Annotated in this window: 15 protein-coding genes and 4 tRNA genes; 14 read left to right on the top strand and 5 right to left on the bottom strand. The window is 56.7% G+C overall.

What is annotated here, in order from left to right; genetic code table 11:
• The first annotated feature begins 3 nt into the window (after positions 1–3).
• The gene (locus tag AC0Z4S_RS12595) at positions 4–753 is read left to right on the top strand and encodes a TerC family protein (RefSeq protein ID WP_042609161.1); all 750 of its coding nucleotides are present in this window, start codon (positions 4–6) and stop codon (positions 751–753) included.
• Positions 754–997: 244 nt separating this feature from the next.
• Here AC0Z4S_RS12595 and AC0Z4S_RS12590 read toward each other — a convergent pair whose 3' ends face one another.
• Entirely contained in the window at positions 998–1,165 is a 168-nt protein-coding gene (locus AC0Z4S_RS12590) for a hypothetical protein (RefSeq protein WP_485623227.1), read from the bottom strand.
• Positions 1,166–1,399: 234 nt separating this feature from the next.
• On the opposite strand from AC0Z4S_RS12590, the gene AC0Z4S_RS12585 reads away from it, so the two are divergent.
• The 3 genes from AC0Z4S_RS12585 (at position 1,400) to AC0Z4S_RS12575 (ending at position 2,587) form a co-directional block, all read left to right on the top strand.
• The gene (locus AC0Z4S_RS12585; protein ID WP_485623226.1) at positions 1,400–2,071 is read left to right on the top strand and encodes a peptidase C39 family protein; all 672 of its coding nucleotides are present in this window, start codon (positions 1,400–1,402) and stop codon (positions 2,069–2,071) included.
• A gap of 90 nt (positions 2,072–2,161) precedes the next feature.
• Positions 2,162–2,368, top strand: coding sequence for a DUF6021 family protein (locus AC0Z4S_RS12580; RefSeq protein WP_485623225.1), 207 nt, complete (start codon positions 2,162–2,164; stop codon positions 2,366–2,368).
• 12 nt (positions 2,369–2,380) lie between these two features.
• Positions 2,381–2,587 carry a hypothetical protein gene (locus AC0Z4S_RS12575; protein WP_485623224.1) on the top strand — a complete coding sequence of 69 codons (207 nt, stop codon included), beginning with the start codon at positions 2,381–2,383 and terminating at the stop codon, positions 2,585–2,587.
• Between the two features lie 55 nt (positions 2,588–2,642).
• On the opposite strand, the gene pbpG is transcribed toward AC0Z4S_RS12575, so the two are convergent.
• From pbpG to folD, 4 genes are all read right to left on the bottom strand, one after another.
• On the bottom strand, positions 2,643–3,581 hold the full coding sequence (pbpG, locus tag AC0Z4S_RS12570) for a D-alanyl-D-alanine endopeptidase (RefSeq protein WP_253503480.1): 939 nt from the start codon (positions 3,579–3,581) through the stop codon (positions 2,643–2,645).
• A gap of 302 nt (positions 3,582–3,883) precedes the next feature.
• The gene (locus AC0Z4S_RS12565; protein ID WP_485623223.1) at positions 3,884–4,789 is read right to left on the bottom strand and encodes a hypothetical protein; all 906 of its coding nucleotides are present in this window, start codon (positions 4,787–4,789) and stop codon (positions 3,884–3,886) included.
• Positions 4,776–5,351: a DUF6932 family protein gene (locus tag AC0Z4S_RS12560; RefSeq protein WP_471879646.1), complete on the bottom strand. Its 576-nt coding sequence runs from the start codon at positions 5,349–5,351 to the stop codon at positions 4,776–4,778. The genes AC0Z4S_RS12565 and AC0Z4S_RS12560 overlap by 14 nt, the downstream gene beginning before the upstream one ends.
• A 236-nt stretch (positions 5,352–5,587) precedes the next feature.
• Positions 5,588–6,442 (bottom strand): bifunctional methylenetetrahydrofolate dehydrogenase/methenyltetrahydrofolate cyclohydrolase FolD, encoded by an 855-nt coding sequence (gene folD, locus AC0Z4S_RS12555; protein ID WP_485623222.1) that lies wholly within the window; start codon positions 6,440–6,442, stop codon positions 5,588–5,590.
• Between the two features lie 275 nt (positions 6,443–6,717).
• On the opposite strand from folD, the gene AC0Z4S_RS12550 reads away from it, so the two are divergent.
• The 10 genes from AC0Z4S_RS12550 to AC0Z4S_RS12505 all read left to right on the top strand — a co-directional run bounded on the left by AC0Z4S_RS12550 (position 6,718) and on the right by AC0Z4S_RS12505 (position 16,112).
• Positions 6,718–6,794: transfer RNA gene (locus tag AC0Z4S_RS12550), tRNA-Arg, on the top strand.
• 32 nt (positions 6,795–6,826) lie between these two features.
• Positions 6,827–6,902 (top strand) — tRNA-His (locus AC0Z4S_RS12545).
• 57 nt (positions 6,903–6,959) lie between these two features.
• Positions 6,960–7,044: transfer RNA gene (locus AC0Z4S_RS12540), tRNA-Leu, on the top strand.
• A 77-nt stretch (positions 7,045–7,121) separates the two neighbouring features.
• Positions 7,122–7,197 (top strand) — tRNA-His (locus tag AC0Z4S_RS12535).
• A gap of 399 nt (positions 7,198–7,596) precedes the next feature.
• Entirely contained in the window at positions 7,597–8,907 is a 1,311-nt protein-coding gene (gene tig / locus AC0Z4S_RS12530; RefSeq protein ID WP_485623221.1) for a trigger factor, read from the top strand.
• Positions 8,908–8,999: 92 nt separating this feature from the next.
• Positions 9,000–9,635 carry an ATP-dependent Clp endopeptidase proteolytic subunit ClpP gene (gene clpP, locus AC0Z4S_RS12525; RefSeq protein ID WP_016775336.1) on the top strand — a complete coding sequence of 212 codons (636 nt, stop codon included), beginning with the start codon at positions 9,000–9,002 and terminating at the stop codon, positions 9,633–9,635.
• Positions 9,636–9,747: 112 nt separating this feature from the next.
• Positions 9,748–11,031: an ATP-dependent Clp protease ATP-binding subunit ClpX gene (gene clpX, locus AC0Z4S_RS12520; protein ID WP_007951558.1), complete on the top strand. Its 1,284-nt coding sequence runs from the start codon at positions 9,748–9,750 to the stop codon at positions 11,029–11,031.
• A gap of 163 nt (positions 11,032–11,194) precedes the next feature.
• The gene (gene lon, locus AC0Z4S_RS12515; RefSeq protein WP_016775334.1) at positions 11,195–13,591 is read left to right on the top strand and encodes an endopeptidase La; all 2,397 of its coding nucleotides are present in this window, start codon (positions 11,195–11,197) and stop codon (positions 13,589–13,591) included.
• A 149-nt stretch (positions 13,592–13,740) separates the two neighbouring features.
• Positions 13,741–14,013 (top strand): HU family DNA-binding protein, encoded by a 273-nt coding sequence (locus AC0Z4S_RS12510; RefSeq protein WP_003183171.1) that lies wholly within the window; start codon positions 13,741–13,743, stop codon positions 14,011–14,013.
• A gap of 227 nt (positions 14,014–14,240) precedes the next feature.
• On the top strand, positions 14,241–16,112 hold the full coding sequence (locus tag AC0Z4S_RS12505; RefSeq protein WP_485623220.1) for a SurA N-terminal domain-containing protein: 1,872 nt from the start codon (positions 14,241–14,243) through the stop codon (positions 16,110–16,112).
• The last annotated feature ends 258 nt before the right edge of the window (positions 16,113–16,370 follow it).

Below are 16,370 nucleotides of genomic sequence, written 5' to 3'. Positions count from 1 at the left end.
CCCATGGAATATCTGTTAGAACTCGCCGCCAGCCCGACCGCTTGGGTTGCTTTGGCCACATTGGTGGTGATGGAAATCGTGCTCGGCATCGATAACCTGATCTTTATCTCGATCCTGACCAACAAACTGCCCGAACAGCATCGGCAGAAGGCGCGTCGTATCGGTATCGGCATGGCCCTGATCCTGCGTCTGGCCCTGTTGAGCACCATCGCCTTCATCGTTCAGTTGACCGAGCCGGTGATCGAAATCCTCGGCCATGCGTTCTCCTGGAAGGACATGATCCTCATCGCCGGTGGCCTGTTCCTGGTCTGGAAAGCCACGACCGAGATCCACCACAGCATGGACCCGGCGCCGGAAGATCCGAAGACCGCGACTTCGACCGTGACCCTCGGTTTTGCCGCGGCTATCGGTCAGATCCTCATGCTCGACATGGTGTTCTCGATCGACAGCATCATTACCGCTGTCGGCATGACCGAACACTTGCCGATCATGATCATCGCGGTGGTGGTGTCGGTACTGGTGATGCTGCTCGCGGCTGATCCGCTGGCCAAGTTCATCAACGACAACCCGACCGTGGTCATGCTGGCGCTGGGCTTCCTGATCATGATCGGCATGACGCTGATCGCCGAAGGCTTCGGCGCCCATGTACCGAAGGGTTATGTGTACGCGGCCATGGCGTTCTCGGCCGGTATAGAGGTATTGAACATGATGTCGCGCCGGGCGAAGCAGAAGAAGGTTGCTCAGCAAGCGTAATCGCTGACAACACAAAAACCGCCTGGGCTTGTTGAGTCCAGGCGGTTTTTTTTCGCGTTGATGTTCGCCGTGTGTTTGAGAACCAGCCCCTCACCCCAGCCCTCTCCCGAGGGAGAGGGAGCCGATTGGGGGCTTTTCAAAGTCTGAGTTCGGCTCGATGATTCAGGTCGGCGTCATTCAAAAGAACAACACGGTAGGTGCCCTCTCCCTCCGGGAGAGGGCTAGGGTGAGGGGCTTTCGATCTTCAGTGCGCGGCAACGTGCCGTCCGGCATGCTTTTCTGTCTTCTCAACCGATGGCGTCTGCACCGGATGATGATGCCGCCGGGAAATCCGCAATACGCCCCATAACATGGCAGTCGCCACGGCCAGCCAGCCGGCTATCAACATCACGATGGTCATGGTCAGGCTCATTGGTGCCTCCTCTTCGCCCTGCGTCGGGCGCTCGCTTTTCGCAATTCGCTCTATTCCAGTGACAGTCTAGTCAATGGGGTGTTTCAAGCTATTGACCAAAGGTCGTTAGTGACCAATCAGTTTGCTCTATGCAATCGCGGGGTCTGCGGTTTAAGGCTATACCGCGAGGAGGTGCGGCTCTATGATCGCTGGCGTTGCCGGAACACGATGACCGGCGTCTGGAAGAGAGTGACGATGGTGCAAGTATTTTCTCGGGTGCGTGGGGCGCTGCTGGTCGGCGTTTGCGTGGTGGCGATGGCTGGGTGTGCAGGCAATGTGGCGCCGCAAGTCAAACGCTTGCCGGAGCGGGTTGAGCTCAGCGGCACTTTTTATCGGGGTGAAGCCAATCAGAGCGGGCCACAGGTGCTGGCCAGTCTGCTGTCGCAACAAGGCATCGTGATTACTCCAGGACTTTTGGTAAAGCCGCTGCACTTGCCAGGCGCTGAAGACAAGCTAGAGCAAAACATGCAGAACCTCGCTCGCGAATATGGCCTGGTGGTCTATCCGCTCGACAGCAAACTGCCCGCGTTATTGACGCAGGTTGCTGCCGGCTACCCGGTCATGGTGCGTTTCAGTGAGGGTTCGGCATTCTGGGCCGAGCCGCGTTATGCGATCCTCTCCGGCTACGACCGCAATAAACAGAAGGTCCTGCTGCGCGCCGGCATGAATCGTCGGCAGTTGATGGACTTCGGCAGCTTTGAATCAGCGTTCGAAAAGGCCGGTGGCTGGGCAATCCTCATCCAGAAACCGTCGCAGATTCCGGCATCCGTCGACCGCTCCCGTTGGCTGAAAGCCGCCGATGAACTGGCGCAGGCCGGTGAAGAAAACGCTGCGGCGCAAGCGAGAAAAGCTCTGGCGGCGCAGTAGGGTTCCGTTCGTCATCTGCCGGGCACGACTGCGCCCGGCAGGCCTCTGAAGATCAGTACCCGTGCTTCGCGGGTGAATCAAGGAGGCAACATGGCAGATTCCTCAACCCCGAAAGGCCCGCACTCGTCCGCACATTCCTCGGGTGATGATCTGGGATTCGATCCGGATTCGCCGGACCTCGACGATCCGCAAGTCGACCCTGTCGGTCCGGCGAAGGCGCCGCTGGATGTCGAGCCGGGCGAAGATCCGAAGAAACCGGCCAAGCCCTACGATCCGTTAGCCGATCTGAAACCTTGATGTGAGGTGCGTATGAGTACCGATTCAAGCTTCGATGACCAAAAACCTGAAAGCGTGCCGACCACGCCGGAGCCAGAAGTTGATCCGGTGCTGGATCCGGACAGTCCGCTGCGCGACCCGCTGGCGCGGCCCACCGTGCTGACTCCGGGCACTTCGCCGGAGCCGAGCTCTGGCGATGGCATCCCCGATGATGACAAGATGCCGCTGCCCAACGACTGATGCGCAGACGAAAAAAAGCCCCGAAGACTCGGGGCTTTTTCATGCTCGCGAACATCTACTTTGCCGCTTCGACCACGCCGCTCTGACGACTCTTGAGATTCTTGTCGGCTTTATATTGCTGCGCCACCGCAGGAACATTGGCGCTGCGCCCGGTTTCCACCCAGCTGCGGATGCGACTGGCATCGGCAAAGTGTGTGTATTTGCCAAACGCATCGAGAATCACCAGAGCGACCGGCCGGTTGCTCATCTTCGTCACCAGCACCAGGCAATGGCCGGCCGGGTTGGTGAAGCCGGTCTTGGTGATCTTGATGTCCCAATCGGCCTTGTTGACCAAATGATCGGTATTGCGAAAGCCCAAGGTGTAGTTGGGCTTGCGGAACGCCACGGTTTTTTCCTTGGTGGTCGTCAATTGCACGAGTAATGGCTGCTTGTGCGCAGCCACCAGCAATTTGCTCAGGTCGCGGGCGGTGGAAACGTTACGCTCCGACAGCCCGGTCGGTTCCACGAAGTGGGTGCTGGTCATTCCCAGTGCTTTGGCCTTGGCGTTCATCGCCGCAATAAAAGCTGCATAGCCGCCCGGGTAGTGATGCGCAAGGCTGGCGGCGGCGCGGTTTTCCGAAGACATCAAGGCGATCAGTAGCATCTCGCGGCGCGGCAGCTCACTCTTGAGTTTGACCCGGGAGAACACACCCTTCATTTCCGGGGTGTTCCTGATATCGACATCGATCCATTCGTCCATGTTCTGTCGAGCTTCTACCACCACCAGGCCAGTCATCAGCTTGCTGACAGAGGCGATCGGCACGATCACGTCAGGGTTGCTGGAATAAATGACTTTATTGGTCTGCATATCCATGAGCAGGGCGCTGCCGGAGGCGATCTTCAAAGTCGAAGCGTCACGTGGGACAGCGGTGGTTTCCGCAGCGTTGATCGTTGGCGTGATGAATGTGCCTGTCACAGCAAAAAACAGGCTCAGAATCGAGAGACGAATTTTCACGCGGGCGAACTCATAAGGGTTGGATATTCCGTTAGTTTGTAACGGGTTATTTCTTAAAGCCGGCGCATTTTAGGAGTATGGCTGAAGAACTGTCGATGGTTGTTTGAGAGACCTGAAAATCTCGTGAAAAGGCCTGTAAAAAGAGCAGTTTCCGGCGAACGGTTCGAGTTTTTTCTCAGGCATGAAAAACCCCGCACAAGGCGGGGTTCCGGTGCGGTGGAAAAAACCGGTCAGACGTGCAGGGTTTCTGCCGCGTACAGGGTGTTTTCCAGCAGGCAGGCGCGGGTCATCGGGCCCCTAAGCTAGCGCCAAGGAAGCGCTTTGAGCGTATACCTCGGGCTGCTAGAACCTATTCTCCTTGCTGTGACTTGAATGCTCACCTCGGTGTACAGATGGTTGTTGATGACGTTTGGGCCGTCAATTTCGGCTGAGACTCTGCCGTGCAAAACCTCGCCTCCGGTAGTCTTGAACTCGAAAATCCGTTTATCAGGCAAGACGCCCACAAACGAACCTGTAAAAGTCTCGTCTTCTTCTCTGATGTTGTCTCGGCTGAGCCGCGCTTTGCTGCGACGCACCTGTTCAACATCAGAAAACTGAAACCGGCGGGTACTGGTTGCCACTCCGCAGGACGCATCGTTTTCGGATAGTTCGTTGAGAAAATCCGATACTGCAGCTATTGCCCTGTCAGCCAAGCGGGAAACTGGTTCTGATAGCTCCTCGTCACTTCTTGTAGTCGTCGCCTCGAGCAACTCTGCAAGAATTTCGATTGCTTGCGATACCGGCGTGGTGCCCTCTATATCAAGCTGCTTTTCCGCCGGTATTTCTTCCAGCTCGAACCCAAAGGAGCCGCGAGCTGGCCCGGTAATTAAAAGTTGATTGGCTAACCGGTTCGGGATAGGGCCCTTATCTGCCAATGAGCCTGACAGCGATGCTGCGATTGCTGTGATCGCAACGCTGAATGCCTGAGTAGCGGAAGCGCCAAATTCAGCCAGTACGCCATGGGTTCCCCACACAGGTGCGCCGCGGTATGTCAATCGGACCTTGGCGGGGCGATACGCATGTTTGCCATTGTCTTCCAAGAACGTCCGCGCCTGCTCTATCCTTGCCTGTACCGACATCAGGGTAAGCTTGCTGATGCCTGGAGCGGCAGCTTGTTTTTCTAGAAAGCCGAGCTCTGCAGCTTTATGGGCATATTCAGATCTGTCCATCTTCTAGCTCCTGCCGACGTGTCGCGAGCAAGGTCTTTGCAGCTTCATCCTGTACAGGCGAAAGATCAACTCGCAAAAAACCCTTCCATTGTCCGGTGCGCCTGTGAGACCACATGCTGTACCAATAAGTCGTCATGGCGATCAATGACTCGGCTGGATCAGTCAACGACTGAATGTAGAAGTCGATCTTGAACGCTTTCTTAAGGTTAGCTCGGTCGCCACCAAGAAGGTTGACGTCATCATCCCCGAGTGCATCAAAAAATGCGTCGCCAGCATCAGTGAAGGTAACAACATCAATATCTCGAGGAGCACGGTGTTCAAGCATTTCGATGTCTTCGGTAAAGCTACCATCCAGCCATTGAAATCCGCTGTCCAAACCCATTCTATGAAGCTCTGAGCGATGAGCGAGATAGCCTGCGAAAATATCACACCGGTCTTGACTGGTCGCGAACCTATCGACCATCTGCTCGAGGCTCACGTAATACGGAGCCCGGTCAGACCCTGTCGGGTCATCAATATTGATGGGAGGTAAAACTCCCTCGGCATTCCATTGTGGGATCAAACTAGCCTCCTTGCATTTCTTCAGGCCTGAAACGCCCTCGAGCCTCATGGCAAGGCGTTGGCACTGACTTGTCAACATACGCGTTGTGGAAAGACCCTCAAATGGTGGAGTTGCTACAACTTGTTAAATCGCAAATTAGGTTAATTTTTTCTTGGCATTAAAAAATGAGGCGCAGCTTTTCCAGCTGCACCGGAACCCCGCACAAGGCGGGGTTCCGGTGCAGCTCAAAAAACCGGTCAGACGTGCAGGGTTTCTGCCGCGTACAGGGTGTTTTCCAGCAGGCAGGCGCGGGTCATCGGGCCGACGCCGCCCGGTACCGGAGTGATCCAGCCGGCGCGTGGCAGGGCGGTTTCGTAGACGACGTCACCGACCAGCTTGCCGTCGTCCTGACGGTTGATGCCGACGTCGATCACGATCGCGCCTTCCTTGATCCACTCGCCCTTGACCAGGCCCGGCTTGCCGGCGGCAACGACCACCAGATCGGCACGACCGACGTGACCGGCCAGGTCCTTGGTGAAGCGGTGGGTCACGGTGACGGTGCAGCCGGCCAGCAGCAGTTCCATGGCCATCGGGCGACCGACGATATTGGAGGCACCCACGACCACAGCGTCCATCCCGTAAAGATCAGCGCCAGTGCTTTCCAGCAGGGTCATGATGCCTTTCGGGGTGCAGGGGCGCAGCAGCGGGATGCGCTGGGCCAGGCGGCCGACGTTGTAGGGGTGAAAACCGTCGACGTCTTTGTCCGGGCGGATGCGTTCCAGCAATCTGGATGCGTCGAGGTGTTCTGGCAGAGGCAGCTGCAGCAGAATGCCGTCGATGGCTGGATCGTCATTGAGGCGATCGATCAGATCGGTCAGGGCGTCCTGAGTGGTGTTGGAGGGCAGGTCGTAGGCTTGAGAGAGGAAGCCAACCTCTTCACAGTCTTTACGCTTGTGCGAGACATAAACCTGAGAGGCAGGATCGCTGCCGACCAGGATCACCGCGAGGCCGGGGGTGCGCAGGCCTTGCTGGCGACGCTCGGCAACTCGTTGGGCGATCTGCTGGCGCAGGCTGGCGGCGATCGATTTGCCGTCGATTAGTTGTGCAGTCATTGCGCGTGATTAACCATCGAGAGGGGAAAAAATGAGAACGCATTCTCGCATGTCGAGCGGTGAGGGCAAAGGCGCTTGGTCAGCAAATTCCGCTAACTCCTTTAATTAAATGAATTTTTTTCAAAAAGGATTTGACGACCTTTGGAGCCCTCTATACTATTCGTCGCACTTGTCGGGCACAGCCTAGCACTGGTTAAGAAGGTGAAGCGGAATCAAGGTTCTGCGACACTGGAAAGCACTTAGTTTGTAGTCCTTTAAGAGTACAGATTAACAAGGCGCCCGTAGCTCAGCTGGATAGAGCATCCGCCTTCTAAGCGGATGGTCGCAGGTTCGAGTCCTGCCGGGTGCGCCATTAGGCAGCTTTGGCACAAGTAACGCGATATGGTGGGCGTAGCTCAGTTGGTAGAGCACGGGATTGTGACTCCCGTTGTCGTGGGTTCGATCCCCATCGTCCACCCCATATTTCGAAAGGCGCCAGATTTAACGGTCTGGCGCCTTTGCTTTAAAAGCTTCATCCGCGGATGTGGTGGAATTGGTAGACACACTGGATTTAGGTTCCAGCGCCGCGAGGCGTAAGAGTTCGAGTCTCTTCATCCGCACCAAATAAAGCTTCATCTGCGCCTCGGGCCTGATGAAGTTTCGACAAAGAAGTTGTTTGGCTTTTTTGTTACGCAATATGGTGGGCGTAGCTCAGTTGGTAGAGCACGGGATTGTGACTCCCGTTGTCGTGGGTTCGATCCCCATCGTCCACCCCATATTTCGAAAGGCGCCAGATTTAACAGTCTGGCGCCTTTTTTGTTTTAGCGGTTTGGAATCCGACCTGGTCGGTTTCAGGTCGCAGGGCAGGGCACTTCATCGAATATAAAGGTTCCGATGAGGCTGAGCTGCTCGCTGTTCCGGTAATTGCCGGGATAGCTGTCTGGGGCCAATCGATTGCCCTTCTATATATAGAAGGGTTGATGCAGAGCCCTGGCGTGATCGCTTGTATTCGCCTGTGGAGTGCGCGGCATTCGTGCGGCGCTCCCTATAAATTGCCTGCTGTTTTTTTACCCGTTTCCAGTAGGGTGACTTCTTGAGTTTGACCCACTAGAATGCATGCCCTTGATTCTGGGGTCGGAAACGGCCGGCTAACGTCTGTGCAACGAGGAATATCCATGCAAGTTTCTGTTGAAAATACTACTGCTCTCGAGCGCCGCATGAGCGTCACCGTGCCGGCAGAACGCATCGAGACTCAGGTCAACAAGCGTCTGCAGCAGACTGCCCAAAAGGCCAAAATTGCTGGCTTCCGTCCAGGCAGAGTGCCAATGAGCGAAATCAAGCGCCGTTTCGGTGCTGACGCGCGCCAGGAAGCGGTAGGCGACGTGATCCAGTCTTCGTTCTACGAAGCCGTGGTTGAGCAGAAGCTCAACCCTGCCGGTTCGCCTTCGATCGAGCCAAAATCCCTCGAAGCGGGCAAGGATCTGGAATACGTAGCCGTATTCGAAGTGTTCCCTGAGTTCACCGTTGCCGGTTTCGAAGGCATCACCGTTGAGCGCCTGAGCGCTGAAGTGGCTGACGCTGACCTGGACAAGATGCTCGACATCCTGCGCAAGCAGAACACTCGTTTCGAAGTGGCCGATCGTGCTGCTCAGAACGAAGACCAGCTGAACATCGATTTCGTTGGCAAGGTCGACGGCGAAGTGTTTGCTGGCGGTTCCGCCAAGGGCACTCAGCTGGTGCTGGGTTCCGGCCGCATGATCCCGGGCTTCGAAGAAGGCCTGGTTGGCGCTAAAGCTGGCGAAGAGCGCGTTCTGAACCTGACCTTCCCTGAGGACTATCAGAACCTGGACCTGGCTGGCAAAACCGCCGAGTTCACCGTGACCGTCAACACTGTGTCCGAGCCTAAGCTGCCTGAGCTGAACGAAGAGTTCTTCGCTCAATTCGGCATCAAGGAAAGCGGCATCGACGGTTTCCGCACCGAAGTTCGCAAGAACATGGAGCGTGAACTGCGTCAGGCGATCAAATCCAAGGTCAAGAATCAGGTAATGGACGGTCTGCTGGCCACCAACCCGATCGAAGTGCCAAAGGCCCTGCTGTCCAACGAAGTTGACCGTCTGCGCGTGCAGGCTGTTCAGCAATTCGGCGGCAACATCAAGCCGGATCAACTGCCGGCCGAGCTGTTCGAAGAGCAAGCCAAGCGTCGCGTCGTGCTGGGCCTGATCGTTGCTGAAGTGGTCAAGCAGTTCGACCTCAAGCCTGACGAAGCTCGCGTTCGCGAAATGATTCAGGAAATGGCTTCCGCTTACCAGGAGCCAGAGCAGGTCGTGTCGTGGTACTACAAAAACGAGCAGCAACTGAACGAAGTGCGTTCGGTTGTGCTGGAAGAGCAAGTTGTGGATACTGTTCTGCAGAAAGCTAGTGTGACCGATAAATCGGTCTCCTACGAAGAAGCAGTCAAGCCGGTAGAAGCTCCAGCAGCCGACTGATTGATTTTGCGTTAGAAGTGCACACCATAAGCCAGCTCTCGAGCTGGCTTATGCGTATTCAAGACATAACTATTTGGGAGCGACTGCAGAGCATGTTCCGTAATTCTTATATTCAGCAGAACTCTGATATCCAGGCCGCTGGCGGCCTGGTCCCGATGGTTGTCGAGCAGTCCGCTCGTGGCGAACGCGCCTACGACATCTACTCGCGCCTGCTCAAGGAGCGAGTGATCTTTCTGGTGGGCCCGGTAGAGGACTACATGGCCAACCTGATCTGTGCGCAACTGCTGTTCCTTGAAGCGGAAAACCCGGACAAGGACATCCATCTGTACATCAACTCGCCGGGCGGTTCGGTGACAGCAGGCATGTCGATCTACGACACCATGCAGTTCATCAAGCCGAACGTGTCGACCACCTGCATCGGTCAGGCCTGCAGCATGGGCGCATTCCTGCTCACCGCAGGTGCTCCGGGCAAGCGTTTCTGCCTGCCGAACTCGCGCGTGATGATTCACCAGCCACTGGGCGGTTTCCAGGGCCAGGCGTCGGACATCGAAATCCACGCCAAGGAAATCCTCTTCATCCGCGAGCGTCTGAACATGCTGATGGCCAAGCACAGCGGCCGTACTCTGGAAGAAATCGAGCGCGATACCAACCGCGACAACTTCATGAGTGCCGAAGCTGCGAAGGAATACGGCCTGATCGACGAAGTGATCAATCAGCGTCCAGCTTAATATAAGCAGCGCAAAACAGGCCTGATCGGCATGTCCGATCAGCGGCGGGCTTGAAAAAGCCCGCAATAGCCTTCATCTTGTGTTGCAAGCCTATCGGATTTGGATCGAACGAATGACTGACACCCGCAACGGCGAGGACAACGGCAAGCTGCTCTATTGCTCCTTCTGTGGCAAAAGCCAGCATGAAGTGCGCAAATTGATTGCCGGCCCCTCGGTCTTTATCTGCGACGAGTGCGTCGACCTGTGCAATGACATCATCCGCGAGGAGGTGCAGGAAGCACAGGCCGAAAGCAGCGCGCATAAATTGCCTTCGCCTAAAGAAATCAGCGGCATCCTTGACCAGTACGTCATTGGTCAGGAACGTGCGAAAAAGGTTTTGGCCGTAGCGGTGTACAACCACTACAAGCGCCTGAACCAGCGTGACAAAAAGGCTGACGACGTCGAACTCGGCAAGAGCAACATCCTGCTGATCGGCCCGACAGGCTCCGGTAAAACCCTGCTGGCCGAAACACTGGCCCGCTTGCTGAACGTTCCGTTCACCATCGCCGACGCTACCACCCTCACCGAGGCCGGTTACGTAGGTGAAGATGTCGAGAACATCATTCAGAAGTTGCTGCAGAAGTGCGATTACGACGTAGAGAAAGCCCAGATGGGCATTGTCTACATCGACGAAATCGACAAGATTTCCCGCAAGTCCGACAACCCGTCGATCACCCGTGATGTTTCCGGTGAAGGCGTGCAGCAGGCCTTGCTCAAGTTGATCGAAGGCACGGTCGCTTCGGTACCGCCGCAAGGTGGCCGCAAGCATCCGCAGCAGGAATTCCTGCAGGTCGACACTCGTAACATCCTGTTCATCTGCGGCGGTGCGTTCTCTGGCCTGGAAAAGGTCATTCAGAACCGTTCCACCAAAGGCGGCATCGGCTTCAACGCCGAAGTGCGCAGCAAGGAAGAAGGCAAGAAAGTCGGTGAATCCCTGCGTGAAGTCGAGCCTGACGATCTGGTCAAGTTCGGTCTGATCCCGGAGTTCGTCGGTCGTCTGCCGGTCCTGGCGACACTGGACGAGCTCGACGAGGCTGCACTGATGCAGATCCTCACCGAGCCGAAAAATGCTCTGACCAAACAGTATGCCAAGCTGTTCGAGATGGAAGGCGTGGATCTGGAATTCCGTTCCGACGCGCTGAAATCGGTCGCCAAGCGTGCCCTGGAACGTAAAACCGGGGCCCGTGGCCTGCGTTCGATTCTCGAAGGTGTGCTGCTCGACACGATGTATGAAATCCCCTCGCAGTCCGAGGTGAGCAAAGTCGTGATCGATGAAAGCGTGATCGAAGGCAAGTCCAAGCCACTGTATATCTACGAAAACAGTGAGCCGGCGGCGAAGGCAGCGCCGGACGCGTAAGCGTCCACCGCGCCGCAACAAAGAAGGGGCCTTCGGGCCTCTTTTTTTTTAAGTCGTTTTTTACCTCCGCTTTACGCTTGTTTTTTTTCGAGGCAGCCCCCATCTTGGTTTCAAGCTCAATTCCATCTGATTACGGCCATATGGCCGCCGTAGAGGCGAAATCATGAAGACAACCATCGAATTGCCTCTCCTGCCATTGCGTGATGTCGTGGTTTATCCGCACATGGTTATCCCGCTGTTCGTGGGGCGCGAGAAATCCATCGAAGCCCTCGAGGCAGCGATGACGGGTGACAAGCAGATTCTGCTGCTGGCCCAGAGAAACCCGGCTGACGATGATCCCGGTGAAGACGCTCTCTATCGCGTAGGTACGATTGCCACGGTTCTGCAGTTGCTGAAGCTGCCTGATGGCACCGTCAAGGTTCTGGTCGAAGGCGAGCAGCGTGGCACCGTCGAACGCTTCAGCGAAGTCGATGGCCACTGCCGCGCCGAAGTTTCGCTGATCGAAGAAGTCGACGCTGCCGAACGCGAATCCGAAGTCTTCGTGCGCACGCTGCTGTCGCAGTTCGAACAATATGTGCAGCTGGGCAAGAAAGTCCCGGCTGAAGTCCTGTCGTCACTCAACAGTATCGATGAGCCGGGTCGTCTGGTCGACACCATGGCCGCGCACATGGCGCTGAAAATCGAGCAGAAGCAGGAAATCCTCGAGATCATCGATCTGTCGGCCCGTGTCGAGCACGTGCTGGCGCTGCTGGATGCCGAAATCGACCTGCTGCAGGTCGAGAAACGCATTCGCGGTCGCGTCAAGAAGCAGATGGAGCGCAGTCAGCGCGAGTACTACCTGAACGAGCAGATGAAGGCCATTCAGAAAGAGCTCGGCGACGGTGACGAAGGTCACAACGAAATCGAAGAGCTGAAGAAACGCATCGATGCGGCCGGCCTGCCGAAAGACGCACTGGCCAAAGCCACCGCCGAGCTGAACAAGCTCAAGCAGATGTCGCCAATGTCGGCTGAAGCCACCGTGGTGCGCTCGTACATCGACTGGCTGGTGCAAGTGCCGTGGAAGGCGCAGAGCAAGGTACGCCTCGATCTGGCCCGTGCAGAAGACATTCTCGACGCCGATCACTACGGTCTCGAAGAGGTCAAGGAACGCATCCTTGAATACCTCGCTGTGCAAAAACGCGTGAAAAAGATCCGTGGCCCGGTGTTGTGCCTGGTCGGTCCTCCAGGTGTAGGTAAAACCTCGCTGGCGGAATCGATTGCTCATGCCACCAACCGCAAATTCGTGCGTATGGCCCTGGGCGGCGTGCGTGATGAAGCGGAAATCCGTGGTCACCGCCGGACCTACATCGGTTCGATGCCGGGAAGATTGATTCAAAAGATGACAAAGGTGGGCGTTCGCAACCCGCTGTTCCTGCTCGATGAAATCGACAAGATGGGCAGCGACATGCGTGGCGATCCGGCGTCCGCATTGCTGGAAGTGCTCGATCCGGAGCAGAACCACAACTTCAACGATCACTATCTGGAAGTCGATTACGACCTGTCCGATGTGATGTTCCTGTGCACCTCGAACTCGATGAACATCCCGCCAGCCCTGCTGGACCGGATGGAAGTCATCCGTCTGCCGGGTTACACCGAAGACGAGAAGATCAACATCGCCGTGAAATACCTGTCGCCAAAACAGATCGCCGCCAATGGTCTGAAGAAGGGCGAGCTGGAGTTCGACGAGGAAGCGATCCGCGACATCATCCGTTACTACACCCGTGAAGCGGGCGTGCGTGGTCTTGAGCGGCAGATTGCCAAGGTCTGCCGCAAGGCGGTCAAAGAGCATGCACTGGAAAAACGTTTCTCGGTAAAAGTGACAGCTGATCTGCTCGAGCATTTCCTCGGCGTGCGCAAGTTCCGCTACGGTCTCGCCGAGCAGCAGGATCAGGTGGGGCAGGTTACTGGCCTGGCGTGGACTCAGGTTGGTGGCGAATTGCTGACCATCGAAGCCGCGGTGATTCCGGGCAAAGGACAACTGATCAAGACCGGTTCGCTGGGTGATGTGATGGTCGAATCGATCACTGCCGCGCAGACCGTCGTGCGCAGCCGCGCCAAGAGCCTGGGCATTCCGCTGGACTTCCACGAGAAGCGCGACACCCACATTCATATGCCCGAAGGTGCTACGCCGAAAGACGGCCCTAGCGCTGGCGTGGGCATGTGCACGGCGCTGGTATCGGCGTTGACCGGGATTCCAGTGCGTGCCGATGTCGCCATGACCGGCGAAATCACTCTCCGTGGTCAGGTGCTGGCAATCGGCGGTTTGAAGGAAAAACTGCTGGCGGCACATCGCGGCGGAATCAAGATCGTGATTATTCCGGAAGAAAACGTCCGCGATCTGAAGGAGATTCCTGACAATATCAAGCAGGATCTGCAGATCAAACCGGTTAAATGGATTGACGAGGTCCTGCAAATTGCGCTGCAATACGCGCCGGAGCCCTTGCCGGATGTGGCTCCGGAGATAGTTGCCAAGGACGAAAAACGCGAGTCTGATGCCAAGGAAAGAATTAGCACGCATTAATACGTTTTAGCCTGGGGGGCTTTCCTTGACAGCATTTTAGAGCCCTTGTTATAAAGCGGCTCTTAAGTGTCTGTAGGCCATTCAGCACTCGTTTTTGCTTTCACCAAAAAACTTAGAAACATCTCAAAATAGATATAAGGGGACTTAGAGTGAACAAGTCGGAACTGATTGATGCTATCGCTGCATCCGCTGATATCCCGAAAGCTGCTGCTGGCCGTGCGCTGGACGCTGTAATCGAATCCGTCACTGGCGCTCTGAAGGCTGGCGACTCCGTTGTTCTGGTTGGTTTCGGTACTTTCTCCGTGACTGACCGTCCGGCTCGTACCGGCCGCAACCCGCAAACCGGCAAGACTCTGGAAATCCCGGCTGCCAAGAAGCCAGGTTTCAAAGCCGGTAAAGCACTGAAAGAAGCTGTTAACTGAGTTTTCAGGTTTTTACCCATCCGGGTCGGGGTCAAGCCTGACTTGGCAGCGGAGCGGTAGAGCAGGTGGCTGGAACAGGCACCTGTAACGCCGGGATCGAGGGTTCGAGCCCTGTCCGCTCCGCCAGTTACGAGAAGGCGCATCCTCGGATGCGCCTTTCTTCTATCCGGATTCTACCCACGCTCCACGGTTGCCTAAATTGAAGTTCAACCGTTTCTGGGGGACGCATGCTGCAGAATATCAGGGACAATTCACAAGGCTGGATTGCCAAGACCATTATTGGGGTCATCGTTGCACTGATGGCCCTGACCGGTTTCGATGCCATTTTCCAGGCCACGACTCACAAGAACGAGGCGGCCAAGGTCAACGGTGACGAAATCAGCCAGAACGAGCTGAGCCAGGCGGTTGACATGCAACGCCGTCAGCTGATGCAACAGCTGGGCAAGGACTTCGATGCTTCCTTGCTCGACGAAAAAATGCTGCGCGAATCGGCTCTCAAAGGCCTGATCGACCGCAAGTTGCTGCTGCAAGGCGCCGAACAGGCGAAGTTCTCCTTCTCCGAAGCCGCGCTGGATCAAGTGATCCTGCAGACACCTGAATTCCAGGTCGACGGCAAGTTCAGCTCCGAGCGTTTCGACCAGGTGATCCGTCAACTGGGTTACAGCCGCATGCAGTTCCGCCAGATGCTGGCTCAGGAAATGCTGATCGGCCAGTTGCGCGCTGGCGTTGCCGGCAGCGGTTTCGTGACCGACGCCGAAGTGCTGGCATTCGCCCGTCTGGAAAAACAGACCCGCGATTTCGCCACTCTGAACGTCAAGGCCGACCCGGCTGCGGTCAAGCTGACCGATGACGAGGTCAAGGCTTACTACGATGAACACGCCAAGGAGTTCATGACTCCGGATCAGGTGATCATCGATTACGTCGAGCTGAAGAAGTCGTCGTTCTTCGATCAGGTCGCGGTGAAGGATGAAGACCTTGAGGCGGCGTATCAGAAAGAGATCGCCAACCTTTCGGAGCAGCGTCGTGCCGCGCACATCCTGATTGAAGTGAACGATAAGACTACCGAGGCACAGGCCAAGGCGAAGATCGACGAAGTCCAGGCGCGTCTGGCCAAGGGCGAGAAGTTCGAAGCGCTGGCCAAGGAGTTCTCGCAGGATCCGGGTTCGGCGAACAATGGCGGTGACCTCGGTTATGCCGGTCCTGGCGTTTACGATCCGGCCTTCGAAAAGGCTCTGTACTCGCTGTCGAAAGACCAGGTATCCGAGCCGATTCGTACCGACTTCGGTTATCACCTGATCAAGCTGTTGGGTGTGGAAGCGCCTGAAGTGCCGACTCTGGCCAGCCTGAAAGACAAGCTGACCCGCGAGCTGAAAGCCGCGCAGGTCGAGCAGCGTTTCGTCGAGGCGACCAAGCAACTGGAAGACTCCGCATTCGAAGCGTCCGACCTGGCTCAGCCAGCGGCGGATCTGAAGCTGACCGTGCACACTTCCAAGCCGTTCGGCCGCGAGGGTGGCGAAGGTGTTGCGGCCAACCGTGCCGTGGTCACTGCTGCGTTCAGCCCGGAAGTGATTGATGAAGGTGCGAACAGCACGGCCATCGAGCTGGATCCGGAAACCGTGATCGTGTTGCGCGCCAAGGAGCATCTCAAGCCTGCGCAACTGCCGCTGGAAAGCGTGAGCGCGGCAATCCGCACTCAGTTGACCAAAGAGCACGCCAGCGCCGAGGCCAAAACTCGTGCCGAAAAGCTGATTGCCGATCTGCGCGACGGCAAGGCGCCGCTGGACAAGGCCATCGACGGCCAGACCTGGAAAACCACCGAAGCGGCCACCCGTGGTCAGGAAGGGGTTGATCCAGCTGTGCTGCAGGCGTTGTTCCGTATGCCGAAGCCGGCTGCGAAGGACAAGCCGACGTTCACCAGCGTTACGTTGCCGGACGGTAGTCTGATGATTGTGCGTCTGAATGGCGTCAATGAAGCGGCTGCGCCGACGGATGAAGAGAAGGCGCAATACCGTCGCTTCCTGGCTTCCCGTGAGGGGCAGCAGGACTTTGCGGCTTATCGCAAGCAGTTGGAAGCTGAGGCGAAGATCGAGCGGTTCTGATCTTTTGACTGACGTTTGAAGGAGCCCCGGCCGTTTGGTCGGGGCTTTTTTTTTGTGCCTTGGCGGCCTTTGGGCCGACCATGCTGCTTGGGGTTTTGGGTGAATATCCATTTCTGCGGTAACGGCGACTTAGGGTTCCGCCCTTACGGCGGGTCACCTTTTCCAAACGCCGAAAAGGTAACCGAAAAGGCTTGCTCCTGCGTTCGGCCCTCGCAGGCTCGGGTTCCTTCGCTGCGGGATCGATCCGGGCGCAGCGGC

It is taken from the genome of Pseudomonas sp. 1L-B-1-E-C1 (genome assembly GCF_057291835.1).
This window is presented reverse-complemented; position numbering and strand designations above follow the sequence as displayed.